Source organism: Herbaspirillum huttiense, from assembly GCF_004367745.1.
In the GTDB taxonomy this organism is placed as follows: Bacteria; Pseudomonadota; Gammaproteobacteria; order Burkholderiales; family Burkholderiaceae_D; genus Herbaspirillum; species Herbaspirillum huttiense.
The window spans coordinates 3,592,634-3,607,493 of record NZ_CP037993.1; the positions used below are offsets into that span (position 1 = coordinate 3,592,634).

Annotated in this window: 13 protein-coding genes; 2 read left to right on the forward strand and 11 right to left on the reverse strand. The window is 62.8% G+C overall.

All coding sequences use genetic code 11. The features are described 5' to 3' along the window. Window positions 1-18: 18 nt before the first annotated feature. From hscA to iscR, 7 genes are all read right to left on the reverse strand, one after another. On the reverse strand, window positions 19-1,884 hold the full coding sequence (gene hscA / locus E2K99_RS16140; RefSeq protein ID WP_134222873.1) for a Fe-S protein assembly chaperone HscA: 1,866 nt from the start codon (window positions 1,882-1,884) through the stop codon (window positions 19-21). A gap of 45 nt (window positions 1,885-1,929) precedes the next feature. Next, the gene (locus E2K99_RS16145; protein ID WP_134136215.1) at window positions 1,930-2,556 is read right to left on the reverse strand and encodes a LysE family translocator; all 627 of its coding nucleotides are present in this window, start codon (window positions 2,554-2,556) and stop codon (window positions 1,930-1,932) included. Between the two features lie 13 nt (window positions 2,557-2,569). Beyond that, a complete protein-coding gene (gene hscB, locus E2K99_RS16150) occupies window positions 2,570-3,085 on the reverse strand; it encodes a Fe-S protein assembly co-chaperone HscB (RefSeq protein WP_134222874.1) in 516 nt (171 codons plus the stop codon). 190 nt (window positions 3,086-3,275) lie between these two features. Next, on the reverse strand, window positions 3,276-3,599 hold the full coding sequence (gene iscA, locus E2K99_RS16155) for an iron-sulfur cluster assembly protein IscA (RefSeq protein WP_006712826.1): 324 nt from the start codon (window positions 3,597-3,599) through the stop codon (window positions 3,276-3,278). A 54-nt stretch (window positions 3,600-3,653) separates the two neighbouring features. Then, window positions 3,654-4,052, reverse strand: a complete 399-nt coding sequence (gene iscU, locus E2K99_RS16160) for a Fe-S cluster assembly scaffold IscU (protein WP_034331342.1) — start codon at window positions 4,050-4,052, stop codon at window positions 3,654-3,656. Between the two features lie 81 nt (window positions 4,053-4,133). Continuing rightward, window positions 4,134-5,387: an IscS subfamily cysteine desulfurase gene (locus tag E2K99_RS16165; RefSeq protein WP_034331343.1), complete on the reverse strand. Its 1,254-nt coding sequence runs from the start codon at window positions 5,385-5,387 to the stop codon at window positions 4,134-4,136. A 17-nt stretch (window positions 5,388-5,404) separates the two neighbouring features. Continuing rightward, window positions 5,405-5,899: a Fe-S cluster assembly transcriptional regulator IscR gene (gene iscR / locus E2K99_RS16170; RefSeq protein ID WP_034331344.1), complete on the reverse strand. Its 495-nt coding sequence runs from the start codon at window positions 5,897-5,899 to the stop codon at window positions 5,405-5,407. A 338-nt stretch (window positions 5,900-6,237) separates the two neighbouring features. Here iscR and E2K99_RS16175 point away from each other — a divergent pair, with 338 nt between their 5' ends. Both E2K99_RS16175 and kdgD read left to right on the forward strand, forming a co-directional pair. Continuing rightward, window positions 6,238-7,005, forward strand: a complete 768-nt coding sequence (locus E2K99_RS16175) for a FadR/GntR family transcriptional regulator (protein WP_121042135.1) — start codon at window positions 6,238-6,240, stop codon at window positions 7,003-7,005. Window positions 7,006-7,280: 275 nt separating this feature from the next. Next, on the forward strand, window positions 7,281-8,201 hold the full coding sequence (gene kdgD, locus E2K99_RS16180; protein WP_088757000.1) for a 5-dehydro-4-deoxyglucarate dehydratase: 921 nt from the start codon (window positions 7,281-7,283) through the stop codon (window positions 8,199-8,201). Between the two features lie 156 nt (window positions 8,202-8,357). On the opposite strand, the gene E2K99_RS16185 is transcribed toward kdgD, so the two are convergent. The 4 genes from E2K99_RS16185 to E2K99_RS16200 all read right to left on the reverse strand — a co-directional run bounded on the left by E2K99_RS16185 (window position 8,358) and on the right by E2K99_RS16200 (window position 14,613). Then, entirely contained in the window at window positions 8,358-10,133 is a 1,776-nt protein-coding gene (locus E2K99_RS16185) for a methyl-accepting chemotaxis protein (protein ID WP_134222875.1), read from the reverse strand. A 304-nt stretch (window positions 10,134-10,437) separates the two neighbouring features. Then, complete coding sequence (locus E2K99_RS16190) at window positions 10,438-11,547, reverse strand: lactonase family protein (protein ID WP_134222876.1); 1,110 nt, start codon at window positions 11,545-11,547, stop codon at window positions 10,438-10,440. 80 nt (window positions 11,548-11,627) lie between these two features. Continuing rightward, on the reverse strand, window positions 11,628-13,196 hold the full coding sequence (gene garD / locus E2K99_RS16195; protein ID WP_134222877.1) for a galactarate dehydratase: 1,569 nt from the start codon (window positions 13,194-13,196) through the stop codon (window positions 11,628-11,630). Between the two features lie 76 nt (window positions 13,197-13,272). After that, window positions 13,273-14,613 (reverse strand): MFS transporter, encoded by a 1,341-nt coding sequence (locus tag E2K99_RS16200; RefSeq protein WP_134222878.1) that lies wholly within the window; start codon window positions 14,611-14,613, stop codon window positions 13,273-13,275. Window positions 14,614-14,860: the final 247 nt, after the last annotated feature.

Here is a 14,860-nt window from a genome sequence, read left to right on the forward strand (position 1 = left end):
TCGGGGTGACGACATCGCTTACGCGACTTCGTCCAGTTTCTTGCCGGCCAGCGCGGCGTGCACGCTGCGGTCCATGCGCCGTGCGGCGAATTCTTCCGTGCCATGCGCCAGCGCATCCACCGCCGCCTTGATGGCGAGGTGATCCGCACCTTGCGCGGCGGCCATCACGGCGTCGATCTGCGCTTCGATGGCCACGCGCTCTTCTTCCGACAGCAGCGCGGCATCAGCCTGCAGGGCCGAACGGGTGGCCAGGACGATGCGCTCGGCTTCGACCTGTTCTTCGCGCAGGGCGCGGCGTTGCATGTCTTCATCGGCCGAGCTGAAGGATTCCTGCAGCATGCGGGCGATTTCATCGTCACCCAGGCCATACGAAGGCTTGACGGTGATGGAGGCTTCCACGCCCGAGGTCATCTCGCGCGCCGACACGGCCAGCAAGCCATCGGCATCGACCTGGTAGGTCACGCGGATGCGCGCCGCACCGGCGGCCATCGGCGGAATGCCGCGCAGCTCGAAGCGGGCCAGTGAACGGCAGTCGGCCACCAGCTCACGCTCGCCCTGCACCACGTGGATCGCCATGGCGGTCTGGCCATCCTTGAAGGTGGTGAATTCCTGGGCCCGGGCACAGGGGATGGTGGAATTGCGCGGGATGACCTTCTCGGCCAAGCCACCCATGGTCTCGATGCCCAGCGACAGCGGGATCACGTCCAGCAGCAGCCAGTCGTCGCCCGGCGCACGGTTGCCGGCCAGCAGGTTGGCCTGCACGGCCGCACCCAGCGCCACCACCTTGTCGGGGTCGATGTTGGACAGCGGATTGGTCTTGAAGAACTCGCCCACCGCGCGGCGGATGTGCGGCATGCGGGTAGCACCGCCGACCAGCACCACGCCATCCACGTCTTCCACGGTCAGGCCGGCATCGCGCAGGGCCTTGCGGACCGGGGCCATGGTCTTGGCGACCAGGTGCTGGGTGATCTCGTTGAATTGTGCGGCGGTAATCGACAGGTGCACTTCTTCGCCGGACTTGAGCACGGCATCGATCTGCACTTCATCCTTGGTGGAGAGCAGCTCCTTGACTTCGCGCGCCTTGACCATCAGGAGGCGCGTGTCTTCATCCGACAGCGGCTGCAGTTGCGCCTCGTGGCTGATCCAGCAGAACAGGCGATGGTCGAAGTCATCCCCGCCCAAGGCCGAGTCGCCACCCGTGGACAGCACTTCGAAGACGCCGCGCGTGAGCTTGAGGATGGAAATATCGAAGGTACCGCCGCCCAGGTCATAGACCGCGAAGATGCCTTCGGAGGCATTGTCCAGACCGTAGGCAATGGCTGCCGCCGTCGGTTCGTTGAGCAGGCGCAGGACATTGAGACCGGCCAGTTGCGCCGCGTCCTTGGTGGCCTGGCGCTGGGCATCATCGAAGTAGGCGGGCACGGTGATGACGGCACCCACCAGGTCGTCGCCCAGGGCATCTTCAGCGGTCTGGCGCAGCGTGGCCAAGATCTGGGCCGAGACTTCCACCGGGCTCTTCACGCCGGCCACGGTCTTGATCTGCACCATGCCGGGCTGGTCCTGGAAGTCATAGGGCATGTTCTCGGCGTGGGCGATGTCCTTGAGGCCACGGCCCATGAAGCGCTTGACCGAGACGATGGTATTGCGCGGATCAATGGTCTGCGCGGCCTGCGCCTTGTAGCCGATGTTGGCATGGCCGTTGGGCAGGTAGCGCACGATCGAGGGCAGCAGCACGCGGCCGTCATCATCGGCCAGGACTTCGGGAATGCTGTTGCGTACGGTCGCCACCAGCGAATTGGTGGTGCCCAGGTCGATGCCGACGGCCAGACGACGCTGATGTGGCGCGGTGGACATGCCCGGTTCGGAAATCTGCAGTAAAGCCATAAGGTGTGGACTCGTCGTGGAGCGTTAGGGCGAAGTGACTCGCCGTTATTCAGGTAAGGCCATCCGGATGCCCAGGCCGATGAAGGCACAGCCTGCCAGGCGATTCAGATGAACGGAAGCGGAAGCGCGACGGCGGAAGACCGCACCGACGGCACCGGAAAAGAGCGCGATGGCGCTGAAGATGACGAAGGCCTGGACAATGAACACCAGCGCCAATATCAGCATCTGCAGGGCTTCATGGCCAGCCTCGCGCTGCACGAACTGCGGCAGGAAAGCGATGAAGAACAGCGTCACCTTCGGGTTGAGCATATTGGCCAGCACGCTCTGCCAGTAGATGCGGCGGAGCGGGACCGCCGCAGCGCCCTGCCCGTCTGCCGACAGCGCGATGCCGCTGGAAGCCGAACGCAACGTGCGCACACCCAGATAGGCCAGATAGGCCGCACCCGCATATTGCAGCGCGTGGTAGGCCGGCGGATAAGCCTTGATGAGGGCGGCAAAGCCCAGCACGGCCAGCAGGGTATGGAAGATCAGTCCCGAACAGAACCCGGCAGCCGCCACCAGCCCGGCCTTGCGCCCTTGGGCGATGCCGCGCGTGAGCACGTAGATGTTGTCCGGACCCGGTGCCAGGGTCAGCGTCATCGCGGCCAGCAGGAACAGGAACAGATCGGGCATCGTGGGTCTCCCATCAGCCTTCGATCAGGGCGAAGGCATCGCCGATCTCGGCCCCGAACTTGTCGAGGAACATCAACTGCCGCACCAGCTTGCCGGCAGCGGCGTAGTCGCCCGCATCCAGCAGCGCTTCGATGCGTGCGATCTCTGCTTTCTTCTCGGTCAGCAGTTCGTTGTTGAGCTGTTCGAGGGCATCGATGTCCTTGCCAGCCTTGGCATCGTCGAGCGTCTCGCGCCATTCCATCTGCTGCATCAGGAAACCGGGGGCCATGGCGGTGTTGGATTCGGTCTGCAGGTCCACGCCGTGCAATTCACACAGGTAGCGTGCACGCTTCAAGGGATTCTTCAGCGTCTGGTAGGCCTCGTTGGCCCGTGTGGCCCACTGCATGGCCACGCGCTTTTCGGCATCGCTGGCGTGCGCGAACTTGTCCGGATGCGCCTGGCTCTGCACGCTGTGGAAAGCCTGCTCCAGCGCCTTCTGATCGATGGCGAAACGTTGCGGCAACTGGAACAGGTCGAAGTGGTTTTGCATGGCTGAAAAATAAAAAGCCTGTCGGACTGCAACAGGCTTGGCACATCAGGGACGGCGGACGGTGACCAGGTCGGCCCCGCAGGGAGCAATCACGAGGCCGTCACAGGGCTATCACGGTCCGGCTAAGCACTGGGGCCGCCTGCACCACAAAGCCGGTACGACGGCATCGACAAGAAACTGAAAATGCAGCTCAGATGCGGAAGCTTTCGCCGCAGCCACATTCATCCTTGACGTTCGGATTCTGGAACTTGAATCCTTCGTTCAGTCCCTCCCGGGCGAAGTCCAGCTCGGTGCCATCGATGTAGGGCAAGCTCTTGGGATCGACGAAGACGCGCACGCCATGCGACTCGAAGACGGTGTCTTCGGACGATTGTTCATCCACATACTCCAGCTTGTAGGCCAGGCCGGAGCAGCCGGTGGTGCGCACACCCAGGCGCAGGCCGATGCCCTTGCCACGGCGCTCCATGTAGCGGCTGATGTGTTTTGCTGCCTTCTCTGTCAACGTGATTGCCATGATGCTTGCCTTACGAAATCGAAAACGGCCTTGCTGTCCTGCCCGTCAAGCCGCTCAGGCGGCTTGCTGCTGTTCGCCGTGCTTGGCCTTGTAGTCCTGCACGGCAGCCTTGATGGCGTCTTCGGCCAGGATCGAGCAGTGGATCTTCACAGGCGGCAGGGCCAGTTCTTCAGCGATCTGGGTGTTCTTGATGGACAGGGCTTCGTCCAGAGTCTTGCCCTTGACCCATTCGGTCACCAGCGACGACGAAGCGATGGCCGAACCGCAGCCATAGGTCTTGAACTTGGCATCCTGAATGACGCCATCCGCGCCCACCTTGATCTGCAGCTTCATCACGTCGCCGCAGGCCGGCGCGCCGACCATGCCGGTGCCCACGGTGTCGTCGCCCTTTTCGAAGGCGCCGACGTTGCGGGGGTTTTCATAGTGGTCGAGTACTTTTTCGGAATAAGACATGTTCTTTGCTCCCTAGATGATGGTTTCGGCCATCGCCCCTGCCCTGCTGCGGCTGCTGGCGATGGCTGGCAGAATCCTGGTTTAGTGGGCCGCCCACTGGATGGTGGACAGGTCCACGCCGTCCTTGTACATGTCCCACAGCGGGGACAGCTCGCGCAGCTTGCCGACCTTGCTCTTGATCAGCTCGATGGTGAAATCGATGTCTTCTTCGGTGGTGAAGCGGCCGATGGTGAAGCGGATCGAGCTGTGCGCCAGTTCGTCGCTGCGGCCCAGGGCGCGCAGCACGTAGGACGGCTCCAGGCTGGCCGAGGTGCAGGCCGAACCGGACGAAACGGCGATGTCCTTGATGGCCATGATCAGCGATTCACCTTCCACGTAGTTGAAGCTCACGTTCAGGTTGTGCGGCACGCGATGATCCATGTCGCCGTTGATGTAGGTCTCTTCGATCTCTTGCAGGCCCTTGGCCAGGCGATCACGCAGCGCGCGGATGCGGGACAGCTCGCTGTCCATTTCTTCACGCGCCAGGCGGAAGGCTTCACCCATGCCCACGATCTGGTGGGTCGCCAGGGTGCCCGAACGCAGGCCGCGCTCGTGGCCACCGCCGTGCATCTGCGCTTCGATGCGCACGCGCGGCTTGCGGCGCACATACAGCGCACCGATACCCTTGGGGCCGTAGCTCTTGTGAGCCGAGAAGCTCATCAGGTCGACCTTCCAGTTTTCCAGGTCGATCTTGACCTTGCCGGTCGCCTGTGCGGCGTCGCTGTGGAAGATGATGCCCTTGGAGCGGCAGAACTCGCCGATTTCCGGCACCGGCTGGATCACGCCGATTTCATTGTTCACCAGCATGACCGACACCAGGATGGTATCCGGACGCACGGCCGCAGCGATCTGCTCGACGGTGACCAGGCCATTGTCCTGGGGCTGCAGGTAGGTGGCTTCGAAGCCCACGCGTTCCAGCTCGCGGAAGGTATCCAGCACCGCCTTGTGCTCGGTCTTGACGGTGATGATGTGCTTGCCCTTGGACTTGTAGAACTGCGCCGCACCCTTGATGGCCAGGTTGTTGCTCTCGGTGGCACCGGAGGTCCAGATGATCTCGCGCGAATCCGCGTTGACCAGCTTGGCCACTTCTTCACGCGCCTCTTCCACGGCCTTTTCAGCAGTCCAGCCGTACATGTGGCTGCGGGAAGCGGGATTGCCGAACTGCTCGCGCAGGTAGGGAATCATCTTGTCGGCCACGCGCGGATCGACCGGGGTGGTCGCCGAGTAGTCCATGTAGATCGGGAAGTGCGGAGCCTTGATGGTCTCCAGCAGGCTTTTTTCCAGGGGTGCGTTCATAAGGTCCTTGCTCCAAATCAGGCTGCGGCTTGCGGGCGGTGCATCACCACCACGCTCTGCGAGTCGGCGGCACGGTGTTCGGCCGCCTTGGGTTCTTTTTGCTGGTCCACCAGATCCTGGAGCGATACCGAATCCAGGTACTCGACCATCTTTTCGTTCAGGGTGGACCACAGCTCATGCGTCATGCAGCGTGCGCCGCCCGGATGCGCCGCGCTGTGGCAATTTTCCTTGCCACCGCACTGGGTTGCATCCAGGGGTTCGTCCACCGCGATGATGATGTCGGCGACCGACACGTCAGCCGCCTTGCGGGCGAGATTGTAACCACCGCCGGGCCCCCTCACGGACTCGACGATCTGGTGACGCCGCAACTTGCCGAACAACTGCTCCAGATATGATAAAGAAATTTCCTGGCGCTCGCTGATGGCCGACAGCGTGACGGGGCCCTTGCCCTGGCGCAAAGCCAGGTCAATCATCGCAGTCACGGCAAAACGGCCTTTGGTGGTAAGACGCATGAAGTTCGCTCCAGAAACAAATGCACCGGCGGGGCCGGTTACCCTGAATTCCCGAATATTTGAGTCAAGTATAGCAAACCCGAGTAATTCTGTCAGGTACCCTGCCTTTTCCTTCATATCGACCAAAACCCGGCCTGGCGCAAGCCGTCGACAAATTCACCTGAAACTTGTCTGACCTCTTGCGCAAAGTGCGCTACTCTCACGGCTACGGCTGGTCCTGGCGTCGTGGCGGCTTATCGATCTGGTAAGATGGCGCGACTATGTTCACCCCGCCTGATGCGGACCGATCACAACCATTCACAATCCGGTCTGCCAGCGCTCCCGAGAAATAAAACGATATGGATGTAAGCGATACCCCCAACCCGCTGCTGCGCCCGCGCCGCAAGCCTCAGAGCCTGTCGCAGGAAGTGGTGGCGGCGCTGACCGCAATGATCTCCAACGGCAGCCTCAAGCCCGGCGACAAGCTGCCCACCGAATCCGAGATCATGCAGACCCAGGGCGTCTCGCGCACCGTGGTGCGCGAAGCCATCTCGCGCCTGCAGGCAGCCGGACTGGTGGAAACGCGGCACGGCATCGGCACCTTCGTGCTGGAGGTCAAGAAGGGGTCCAACATCAACATCGACCCGGCCACCATCACCACCATGCGCGACCTGCTGGCGCTGCTGGAGCTGCGCATCAGCCTGGAGACCGAAACCGCCGGCCTGGCCGCATCGCGCCGCAGCGATGCCCAGCTGCAGGAAATCCGCGAGGCGCTGGACCTGTTCCACGCCAACCAGAAAAGCGGCGGCGACACCGTGGGACCGGACTTCCGTTTCCACTTCGCCATCGCCAACGCCACCGGCAACCGCTATTTCATCGAGATCATCAGCCATCTCGGCATGGGGGTGATCCCGCGCAAGCGCATCAATACCGCCGAGCTGGCGCATGACCAGCAGGCCAGCTACCTGGAGCGGGTACAGCGCGAGCACGAAGACATCTATGAGGCGATCGCCCGCGGCGATGCTGAAGCCGCCCGCGCCGCCATGCGCAATCACCTCACCAACAGCCGCGAGCGCCTGCGCCGCGCGCAGCAGGAAGCTGAATCGGGCACCGCCGGCAACGCCTGATCCCGCGCAAGTCCGGCCGGTCCGTGCTGCACGGACCGGCCGCTTCCGTTCTCCCCCCTCTTCAGCAAGCCCCCGCCATCCGACGATCTCCTCGGCCCGGCCGGCCGGAAATCCCGCCCTCCACCCTGCGCAAACCATCACAACAAAGTACTGGCTTTCTGAAATCTTATGTTGTACGATGACTGATATCCTAATTGGATACAAGAAGATCAGAGACAACATTCATCCTATTTGCCTCGTTTTCCAACCCATTCCTAACGGCGTCGAGCGAAACCATGTCCCAGTACACACCCCAAGACCTCAAACAGATCCTCTCTTCCGGCCTGCTGTCATTCCCGCTGACGGACTTCGACGAGCAAGGCGACTTCCGCCCCAAGACCTACATCGAACGTCTGGAATGGCTGGCGCCCTATGGCGCGAGCGCGCTGTTCGCCGCCGGTGGCACGGGTGAGTTCTTCTCGCTGGTCCCGGGTGAATATTCGGACATCATCCGCACCGCCGTCGACACCTGCCGTGGCAAGGTGCCCATCATCGCCGGTGCCGGCGGCTCCACCCGCGCGGCCATCGCCTACGCCCAGGAAGCCGAGCGCCTGGGTGCCCACGGCATCCTGCTGATGCCCCATTACCTGACCGAAGCCAGCCAGGACGGCATCGCCGCCCACGTGGAAGCGGTCTGCAAGTCGGTCAACTTCGGCGTGATCATCTACAACCGTGCGGTCTGCAAGCTCAATGCCGAGACCCTGCAACGCCTGGCTGACCGCTGCCCCAACCTGATCGGTTTCAAGGACGGCATCGGCGAGATCGAACCGATGGTGCATATCCGCCGCAAGCTGGGTGACCGTTTCACCTACCTGGGCGGCCTGCCGACTGCGGAAGTCTACGCCGCCGCCTACAAGGCGCTGGGCGTGCCGGTGTACTCCTCGGCGGTCTTCAACTTCATCCCCAAGACCGCCGTCGAGTTCTACCAGGCCATCGCCAAGGAAGACCACGATACCGTGGGCAAGCTGATCGACGACTTCTTCCTGCCCTACCTCGCCATCCGCAACCGCAAGGCCGGTTACGCCGTCTCGATCGTCAAGGCTGGTGCCAAGATCGTCGGCCATGACGCCGGCCCGGTGCGTACGCCCCTGACCGACTGCACGCCGGAAGAGCACGAAGAACTGGCTGCACTGATCAAGAAGCTGGGTCCGCAATAAAGACGGGCTGATCTGATCGGCAGTACCCGAGGGAGGGGCCGCAGGCAACTGCGGCCCCTCCCTTTTTGGGCGAGATGAAAGAAAGTGCAGGCCCTGGCCGAAAAAAACCTCCGTGGCCTGAGCGACGGAGGTTTTCGTGAAGGGAAGCACCAATAATCAGAACTCTTCCCAATCCTGTGCATCGTCCTTGATGCGGCTGCCCGGCGCAGGCGGCGCGGCCTTGGCCGGCTTGGCAGGCGGCAGCTTGGGAGCAGCCTTCGGTGCAGCAGCAACGGGGGCGGGCGGCGCAGGCTTCAAGGCAGGCGCAGCGGGCGCAGCCGGGGCCGGCGGCGGTGCCATCGGTGCCGGGCGCGGCTTGGCCGCCGGGCTGGCCACCTGATGCGCATCGATCTTGAAGATGCTGACCGCGCCGACCAGATTGGTGGCCTGGGCCTGCAGCGATTGGGCCGCAGCGGCCGCTTGCTCCACCAGCGCGGCGTTCTGCTGGGTCACTTCATCCATCTGGGTGATGGCGCGGCTGACCTGCTCGATGCCGGTGCTCTGCTCACGGCTGGCTTCGGCGATTTCACCAACGATGTCAGTGACGCGCTGCACGCTGGTGACGACTTCACCCATGGTGGCCCCGGCTTGTTCGACCAGTTGGCTGCCGGCCTCGACCTTCTCCACAGAGGCATCGATGAGCGACTTGATTTCCTTGGCGGCGGCGGCTGAACGCTGGGCCAGCGAGCGCACTTCCGAAGCCACCACGGCAAAGCCGCGGCCCTGCTCACCGGCACGGGCGGCTTCCACCGCGGCGTTCAACGCCAGGATGTTGGTCTGGAAGGCGATGCCGTCGATCACGCTGATGATGTCCACGATCTTGCGCGAGGATTCATTGATGGCCTGCATGGTATCGACCACCTGCGATACCACTTCCCCGCCCTTGCTGGCGGTGGAGGACGCCGAATGCGCCAGCTGGTTGGCTTGCAGGGCATTGTCGGCATTCTGCTTGACGGTACCGGTCAGCTGCTCCATGGAGGCCGCGGTTTCTTCCAGCGAGCTGGCCTGCTGCTCGGTGCGCGAGGACAGGTCCATGTTGCCGGCGGCGATTTCCTTGGCATTGGTATCGATGCTGTCCGAACTGCTGCGTACGCGCGAGACCGTGGTCAGCAGTGCCTGCTGCATGCTGCGGATGGCCGAGAACAGGCGGCCGATCTCGTTGTTGCTGTGGACGTCAACCTTGGTCGTCAGGTCGCCATTGGCCACCAGGTCCAGCAGATGCACGGCGCGGTTCAGGGGCGTCAAGACGATGTTGCGCAGCAGGAAATGCACGCCGATGACCAGGAACATGGCGCCGATCAGGCCTGCGATCACCATCCAGACCACCATGTTGTATTCACGGGTGCGCTCGCTGGCCGCATTGTCGTTGAGTTCCATGGCGCGTTTCTGGAATGCATCCAGCGCCTTGGAGAAGCGGCCACCGGCCGGATTGATCTGCTTGTCGTTCAGGTCAGAGTAGGCACCGGTGTCACCGGCCTTCAACTGGCTGGATGCCTTGGCCAACAAATCGGACAGGGCACGCGCCGATTCAATCAGCTCCTTCTTGACCGCCGGCTCCTCGCCAGCCAGATCGGGCAACTTGCTGAACTCGTCCACGAATTTGAGGCCGCGCTCGTAGCTCGTCTGGGCACTCTTGAGGGCAGCCTCGGTGACGGCAGGATCGTTCTTTTCCTTCTGGTTGGCATAGGCGCGCGTGAGCGCCGAGCGTGTACGGGTGGTGTCCTTGTAGGCGTCATTGATGACGATGACGTGCTCGGCAATCTCATGCACGTACTCCGTAGCCTCATTGGCGCGGCCCAGCGCAAAGATGCCCACTGCAGCACCCACTACGATCATGCATGAAAACAGCGCAAGCGCGCTCATCAGGCTGAAGCGAACCGTCAGATTTCGCATTCCCTCTCTCCGCTTAATTTTGATACAACAAGTGAAATGAACAACATGGCGCAGACGATACAACACCGCGTCGCGCTTCATATCGGCGGCAAACCCACCAAAACTCCCCCAATTCCCGGTTAGGGCAGTCAGCAAATGTCCGTTTTCGCATTGTGCACCGGCAACACCCGGGGCTGGCTGTCCTGGATCAAGCCTGATTCATATGGCAGGGCACAGATGTGAAAAAGCTTGCCGAAATGACATTCGGCAAGCCCGAAAAACAACATATTGAGGTTTCTGAGGGTGAAGCAAAACCCTTCAGGTATCAGCGTACGCCGGGCAAGTCGATGATCTCGACCCAGTTCGGATTGCGTCCCAAGGTGTAGCGAAAGACCGGCGTAAGCGCCCCGCTGTCGCGGTCGATGGCATAGCTGGTCAGCCCGGCCTTCTGCCCGACGGCCAGCAGGTAGCGTCCTTGCGGATCGATGTTGAAGCCGCGCGGCTGGGTTTCGGTGGGGATGTTGAGGATGCGGGTGAGCTTGCCGCTGGCCGGGTCCACGCGATAAGCGCTGAGCGTGTTGGAGGCGCGCTCGGTGGCATAAAGAAAACGGCCATCCGGCGTCAGGTGCAAGTCGGCGGCCGCCAGCGGTTCACTGGTCTTGAAGCCTTCCGGCAAGGCCGAGTCGCTGGCCAGCAGGGTCAGGGTGCCGGACTGGCGATCGTAGGCGTAGGTGTTGACAGTGGCGTCCAGCTCATTGGTCGAATAGACGAAACGCTGGTCCGGCGAGAACACGAAATGGCGCGGCCCGGCACCGGCCTTGGTGGCGACCGACGGCGGACTGCTGGGCGTGACCGTGCCGGTGGCCGGGTCGAAACGGTATTGCAGGATCACGTCGCTGCCCAGGTTGCTGGCAAAGACGAAAGCATTGTCAGGAGAAACCTGCACGGAATGCGCGTTCTTCCCGGTCGGGATCACCGCCAGCGGCGGGGCCTGCACGGTACCGTCCGTCCCGATGGCATTGACCGAGATCCTGTTGCCGGAGTAGGACGCGGCCAGCAGGTAGCGCCCGCTGCGGTCGGTGGCGATGTTGGCCATGTTGTCGGCCAGCGGCACCTTGGACAGCGCCTTGAGCTTGCCGCTGGCGGGATCGATGGCATAGCTCACCACCGAATACGGCTGGCCGCGCAGCGCGGCATAGAGGAATTTGTGATCGGGACTCAGGGCCAGCGGCATCACGGTGCTGCCGGTATCGACCTTGTCGATCAGGTTGACGCTGCCATCGCCATTGAGCCGGAGCACGTAGATGTCCTGGCTGTCCGCATTGGAGACGTAGGCGACAGTGGCCGCACCGGCATGCGCGGCGGCCAGGCTGAGGACGGAAGAGGCAATCAAGGTGGCGAGGCGGGAAGAAGGTGAAGAAAGGGTGTTGCTCATGCGGTCTCCTGGCGAATCATCTTGTTGTTGGCATGACGATGGAACAAAAAGAGGACCCGCAAGCGGGCCCCAAGGGAGGATCAGGTCACCGGCGCCGGATTGAACAGGGTCAGTGCATTGTGCAGCTTCCACTGTTCGGCCCAGGTGCGCTTCTTGCCGCTGGCCACGTCCAGCATCAGCTGAAACAGCTCCCAGCCGACCTGTTCGATGGTGGCCTCGCCGCTGGCGATGCGACCGGCGTTGACATCCATCAGGTCATGCCAGCGCCGCGCCAGGTCATTGCGGGTCGCGACCTTGATGACCGGCACGGCCGCCAGGCCATACGGCGTACCCCGGCCCGTGGTGAAGATATGAAGATTCATGCCGGCCGCCAGTTGCAAGGTGCCGCAGATGAAGTCGGAGGCGGGCGTGGCCGCATAGATCAGGCCCTTCTGCTGAAGCTTGTCGCCCGGCGAGAGCACGCCCGAAATCGGGCTGGAGCCGGACTTGACGATGGAGCCCATGGCCTTCTCGACGATGTTGGCCAGGCCGCCCTTCTTGTTGCCGGGGGTGGTGTTGGCGCTGCGGTCGACACCGCCCTGCTTGAGGTAATTGTCGTACCAGTCCATCTCGCGGATCATGGCCTGGGCCACTTCCTCGTTGACCGCGCGCGAGGTCAGTTGGTCGATGCCGTCGCGCACCTCGGTCACTTCCGAGAACATCACCGAGGCGCCTGCGCGCACCAGCAGGTCGGTCGCAAAGCCCACTGCCGGGTTGGCCGTCACGCCCGAGAAGGCATCGCTGCCGCCGCACTGCACGCCCACCACCAGGTCCGAGGCCGGGCAGGTTTCGCGGCGGCGCTTGTTCAGTTCGGTCAGGCGCGCCTCGGCCATCTTCATGATGGAATCGATCATGGAGTTGAAACCGACGTGCTCCGCATCCTGCAAGCAGACCACATAGGGTTCGCCAGCCTTGTGGATGGGGATCATGTTTTCCGGCAGCAGGCGGTTGGGCTGCAGCTTTTCGCAGCCCAGGCTCACCACCATGGCCTGGCCGCCGAAGTTGGGGTTCAGGCTGATGTTGCGCAGGGTGCGGATGGGGATGCCGGCATTGGGCGCATCGATGGCCACGCCGCAGCCATAGGTATGCTCCAGCGCCACCACGTCTTCCACATTGGGATACTTGGGCAGCAGCTCGGCGCGGATGCGCTTGACTGCGTGCTCCACCACACCGGCTACGCACTGCACGGTGGTGGTGATCGCCAGCAGGTTGCGAGTGCCCACCGAGCCATCAGCGTTGCGATAGCCCTCGAAGGTATAGCCGTCCAGCGGCGGCTGCGGCGCCGGCTTTTTGGTGGCGATGGGCAGATTGTCGAGACCGCGCGCTGGTGGCATCTGCACCAGCGATTCCTCGATCCAGCTGCCCTTGGGGATGTCACGCACGGCGTAGCCGATGGCCACGTCATAACGCACGATGGCCTCGCCCTGCTTGAGATCGCGCAGCGCGATCTTGTGGCCCTGGGGCACGCGGTCGACGAGGGTCAGGCCGTCGGGGAAGACGGTGCCGGCAGGCAGGCCTCCGTCATTGACGACGATGGCGACATTGTCGGTGTCGTTCATCATGATGTAGCGCGGTGTGAATGCCTGGCTGGCGGCGGTATCGGTGCTCATGCTAAGTCCCATGCGACAGAATGCTGCAATTCAAATGAAGGGCGGCCGCTGCAACAGCGGCCGCCCGTAAAACGGATCAGGCGTCCTTGAGTTCGACGCGCTTGATTTCCTTGACGATGACAAGATAGCTGATCACGGTCACCAGTGCATTGATGCCCACGAAGACCAGCGCACCGGAGAAGGAACCGGTCTCCTTGACGATATAGCCGATCACGATCGGGGTCGTGATGCCGGCCACATTGCCGAACATGTTGAAGAGGCCACCCGACAGGCCCACGATCTGCTTGGGCGCGGTATCGGCCACCACCGCCCAGCCCAGCGCGCCCACGCCCTTGCCGAAGAAGGCCAGGGCCATAATGCCCACCACCATCCACTGTGCATCGACGTAATTGCACAGGATCATGGTCATCGACAGCAGCATGCCGCCCACGATGGGGATCTTGCGCGCCCAGGTCACCGACATGCCGCTCTTGATCAGGCGGTCCGAGATCAGGCCGCCGACCACGCCGCCAATGAAGCCACACACCGCCGGGATCGAGGCCACGAAACCGGCCTTGAGGATGGACATGCCGCGCTCCTGCACCAGGTACACCGGGAACCAGGTCAGGAAGAAATAGGTGATCACGTTGATGCAGTACTGGCCGATGTAGACACCCAGCAGCATGCGGTTGGACAGCAACTGGCGGATGTAGCCCTTGCCCTTGGTGGAGGGGGCTGCGACCTTCTTGTTGTCCATGTCGACCAGGCCGCCGCCGGATTCGATGTGCTGCAGTTCAGCCGGGTTGATGCGCGGATGGTCCTTGGGGCTGTAGATGATCTTGCCCCAGACCATGGCCAGCAGGATGCCGACCACGCCCATGACGGTGAAGACATGGTGCCAGCTGTAGGTGTGCACGATCCAGGCCATCAGCGGGGTGAAGATCACGGCCGCGAAATACTGTGCCGAATTGAAGATGGCCGAAGCGGTACCGCGTTCCTTGGTCGGGAACCAGGCGGCGACGATGCGGCCATTGGCCGGGAAGGACGGCGCTTCGGCCAGGCCCACCATGAAGCGCAGCAGGAACAGCGCGATCACGGCCGCACCCGTGCTCATCCACGTCACACCGGCCTGCAGGAAGGTGAAGAAAGACCACAGGGCAATGCTCCACATGTAGATCTTCTTGGAACCGAAGCGGTCCAGCAGCCAGCCGCCCGGCAGCTGGGCCAGCACGTAGGCCCAGCTGAAGGCCGAGAAGATGTAGCCCATGGTGACCGGGTCCAGCGACAGCTCGGTCTTCATGGCCGAACCGGCAATGGAAAGCGTGGCGCGGTCAGCGTAGTTGACGGTGGTGACGACGAACAGCAGGAACAGGATCAGGTAGCGGATATGGGTCGGCTTGCCGGCCGCTGCCCCGCTGGGGGTGTTGCTTTGCGCCAATTGGATTCTCCAGGTCTCTCGCCATCCGCTCCGCCTGGCCGGCCCCGAAAGCGCCGCCGCAAGAACGCGGGCGGACTGGCATCGGGACTTGCCGGAAGTGTCTCTTGGCGTATTGTTGTGTGTTGGGGTGATTGTTATAAGACGTCATACAACAGCAAGCGCAGTATAACAGGACACGAAACGGACGCAAGCGGTGAATGTGAAGGAATCTGCACTTCAGGCCGGTGACAGGGGGCGCCGCAGTTGT

Coding starts and splice junctions, on each gene's coding strand:
- E2K99_RS16175 (WP_121042135.1), top strand. CDS start 6,238: ATGGATGTAAGCGATACCCCCAACCCGCTGCTGCGCCCGCGCCGCAAG.
- E2K99_RS16190 (WP_134222876.1), bottom strand. CDS start 11,547: ATGAGCAACACCCTTTCTTCACCTTCTTCCCGCCTCGCCACCTTGATT.
- hscB (WP_134222874.1), bottom strand. CDS start 3,085: ATGCAAAACCACTTCGACCTGTTCCAGTTGCCGCAACGTTTCGCCATC.
- E2K99_RS16145 (WP_134136215.1), bottom strand. CDS start 2,556: ATGCCCGATCTGTTCCTGTTCCTGCTGGCCGCGATGACGCTGACCCTG.
- hscA (WP_134222873.1), bottom strand. CDS start 1,884: ATGGCTTTACTGCAGATTTCCGAACCGGGCATGTCCACCGCGCCACAT.
- E2K99_RS16165 (WP_034331343.1), bottom strand. CDS start 5,387: ATGAACGCACCCCTGGAAAAAAGCCTGCTGGAGACCATCAAGGCTCCG.
- E2K99_RS16185 (WP_134222875.1), bottom strand. CDS start 10,133: ATGCGAAATCTGACGGTTCGCTTCAGCCTGATGAGCGCGCTTGCGCTG.
- iscU (WP_034331342.1), bottom strand. CDS start 4,052: ATGTCTTATTCCGAAAAAGTACTCGACCACTATGAAAACCCCCGCAAC.
- iscR (WP_034331344.1), bottom strand. CDS start 5,899: ATGCGTCTTACCACCAAAGGCCGTTTTGCCGTGACTGCGATGATTGAC.
- kdgD (WP_088757000.1), top strand. CDS start 7,281: ATGTCCCAGTACACACCCCAAGACCTCAAACAGATCCTCTCTTCCGGC.
- garD (WP_134222877.1), bottom strand. CDS start 13,196: ATGAGCACCGATACCGCCGCCAGCCAGGCATTCACACCGCGCTACATC.
- iscA (WP_006712826.1), bottom strand. CDS start 3,599: ATGGCAATCACGTTGACAGAGAAGGCAGCAAAACACATCAGCCGCTAC.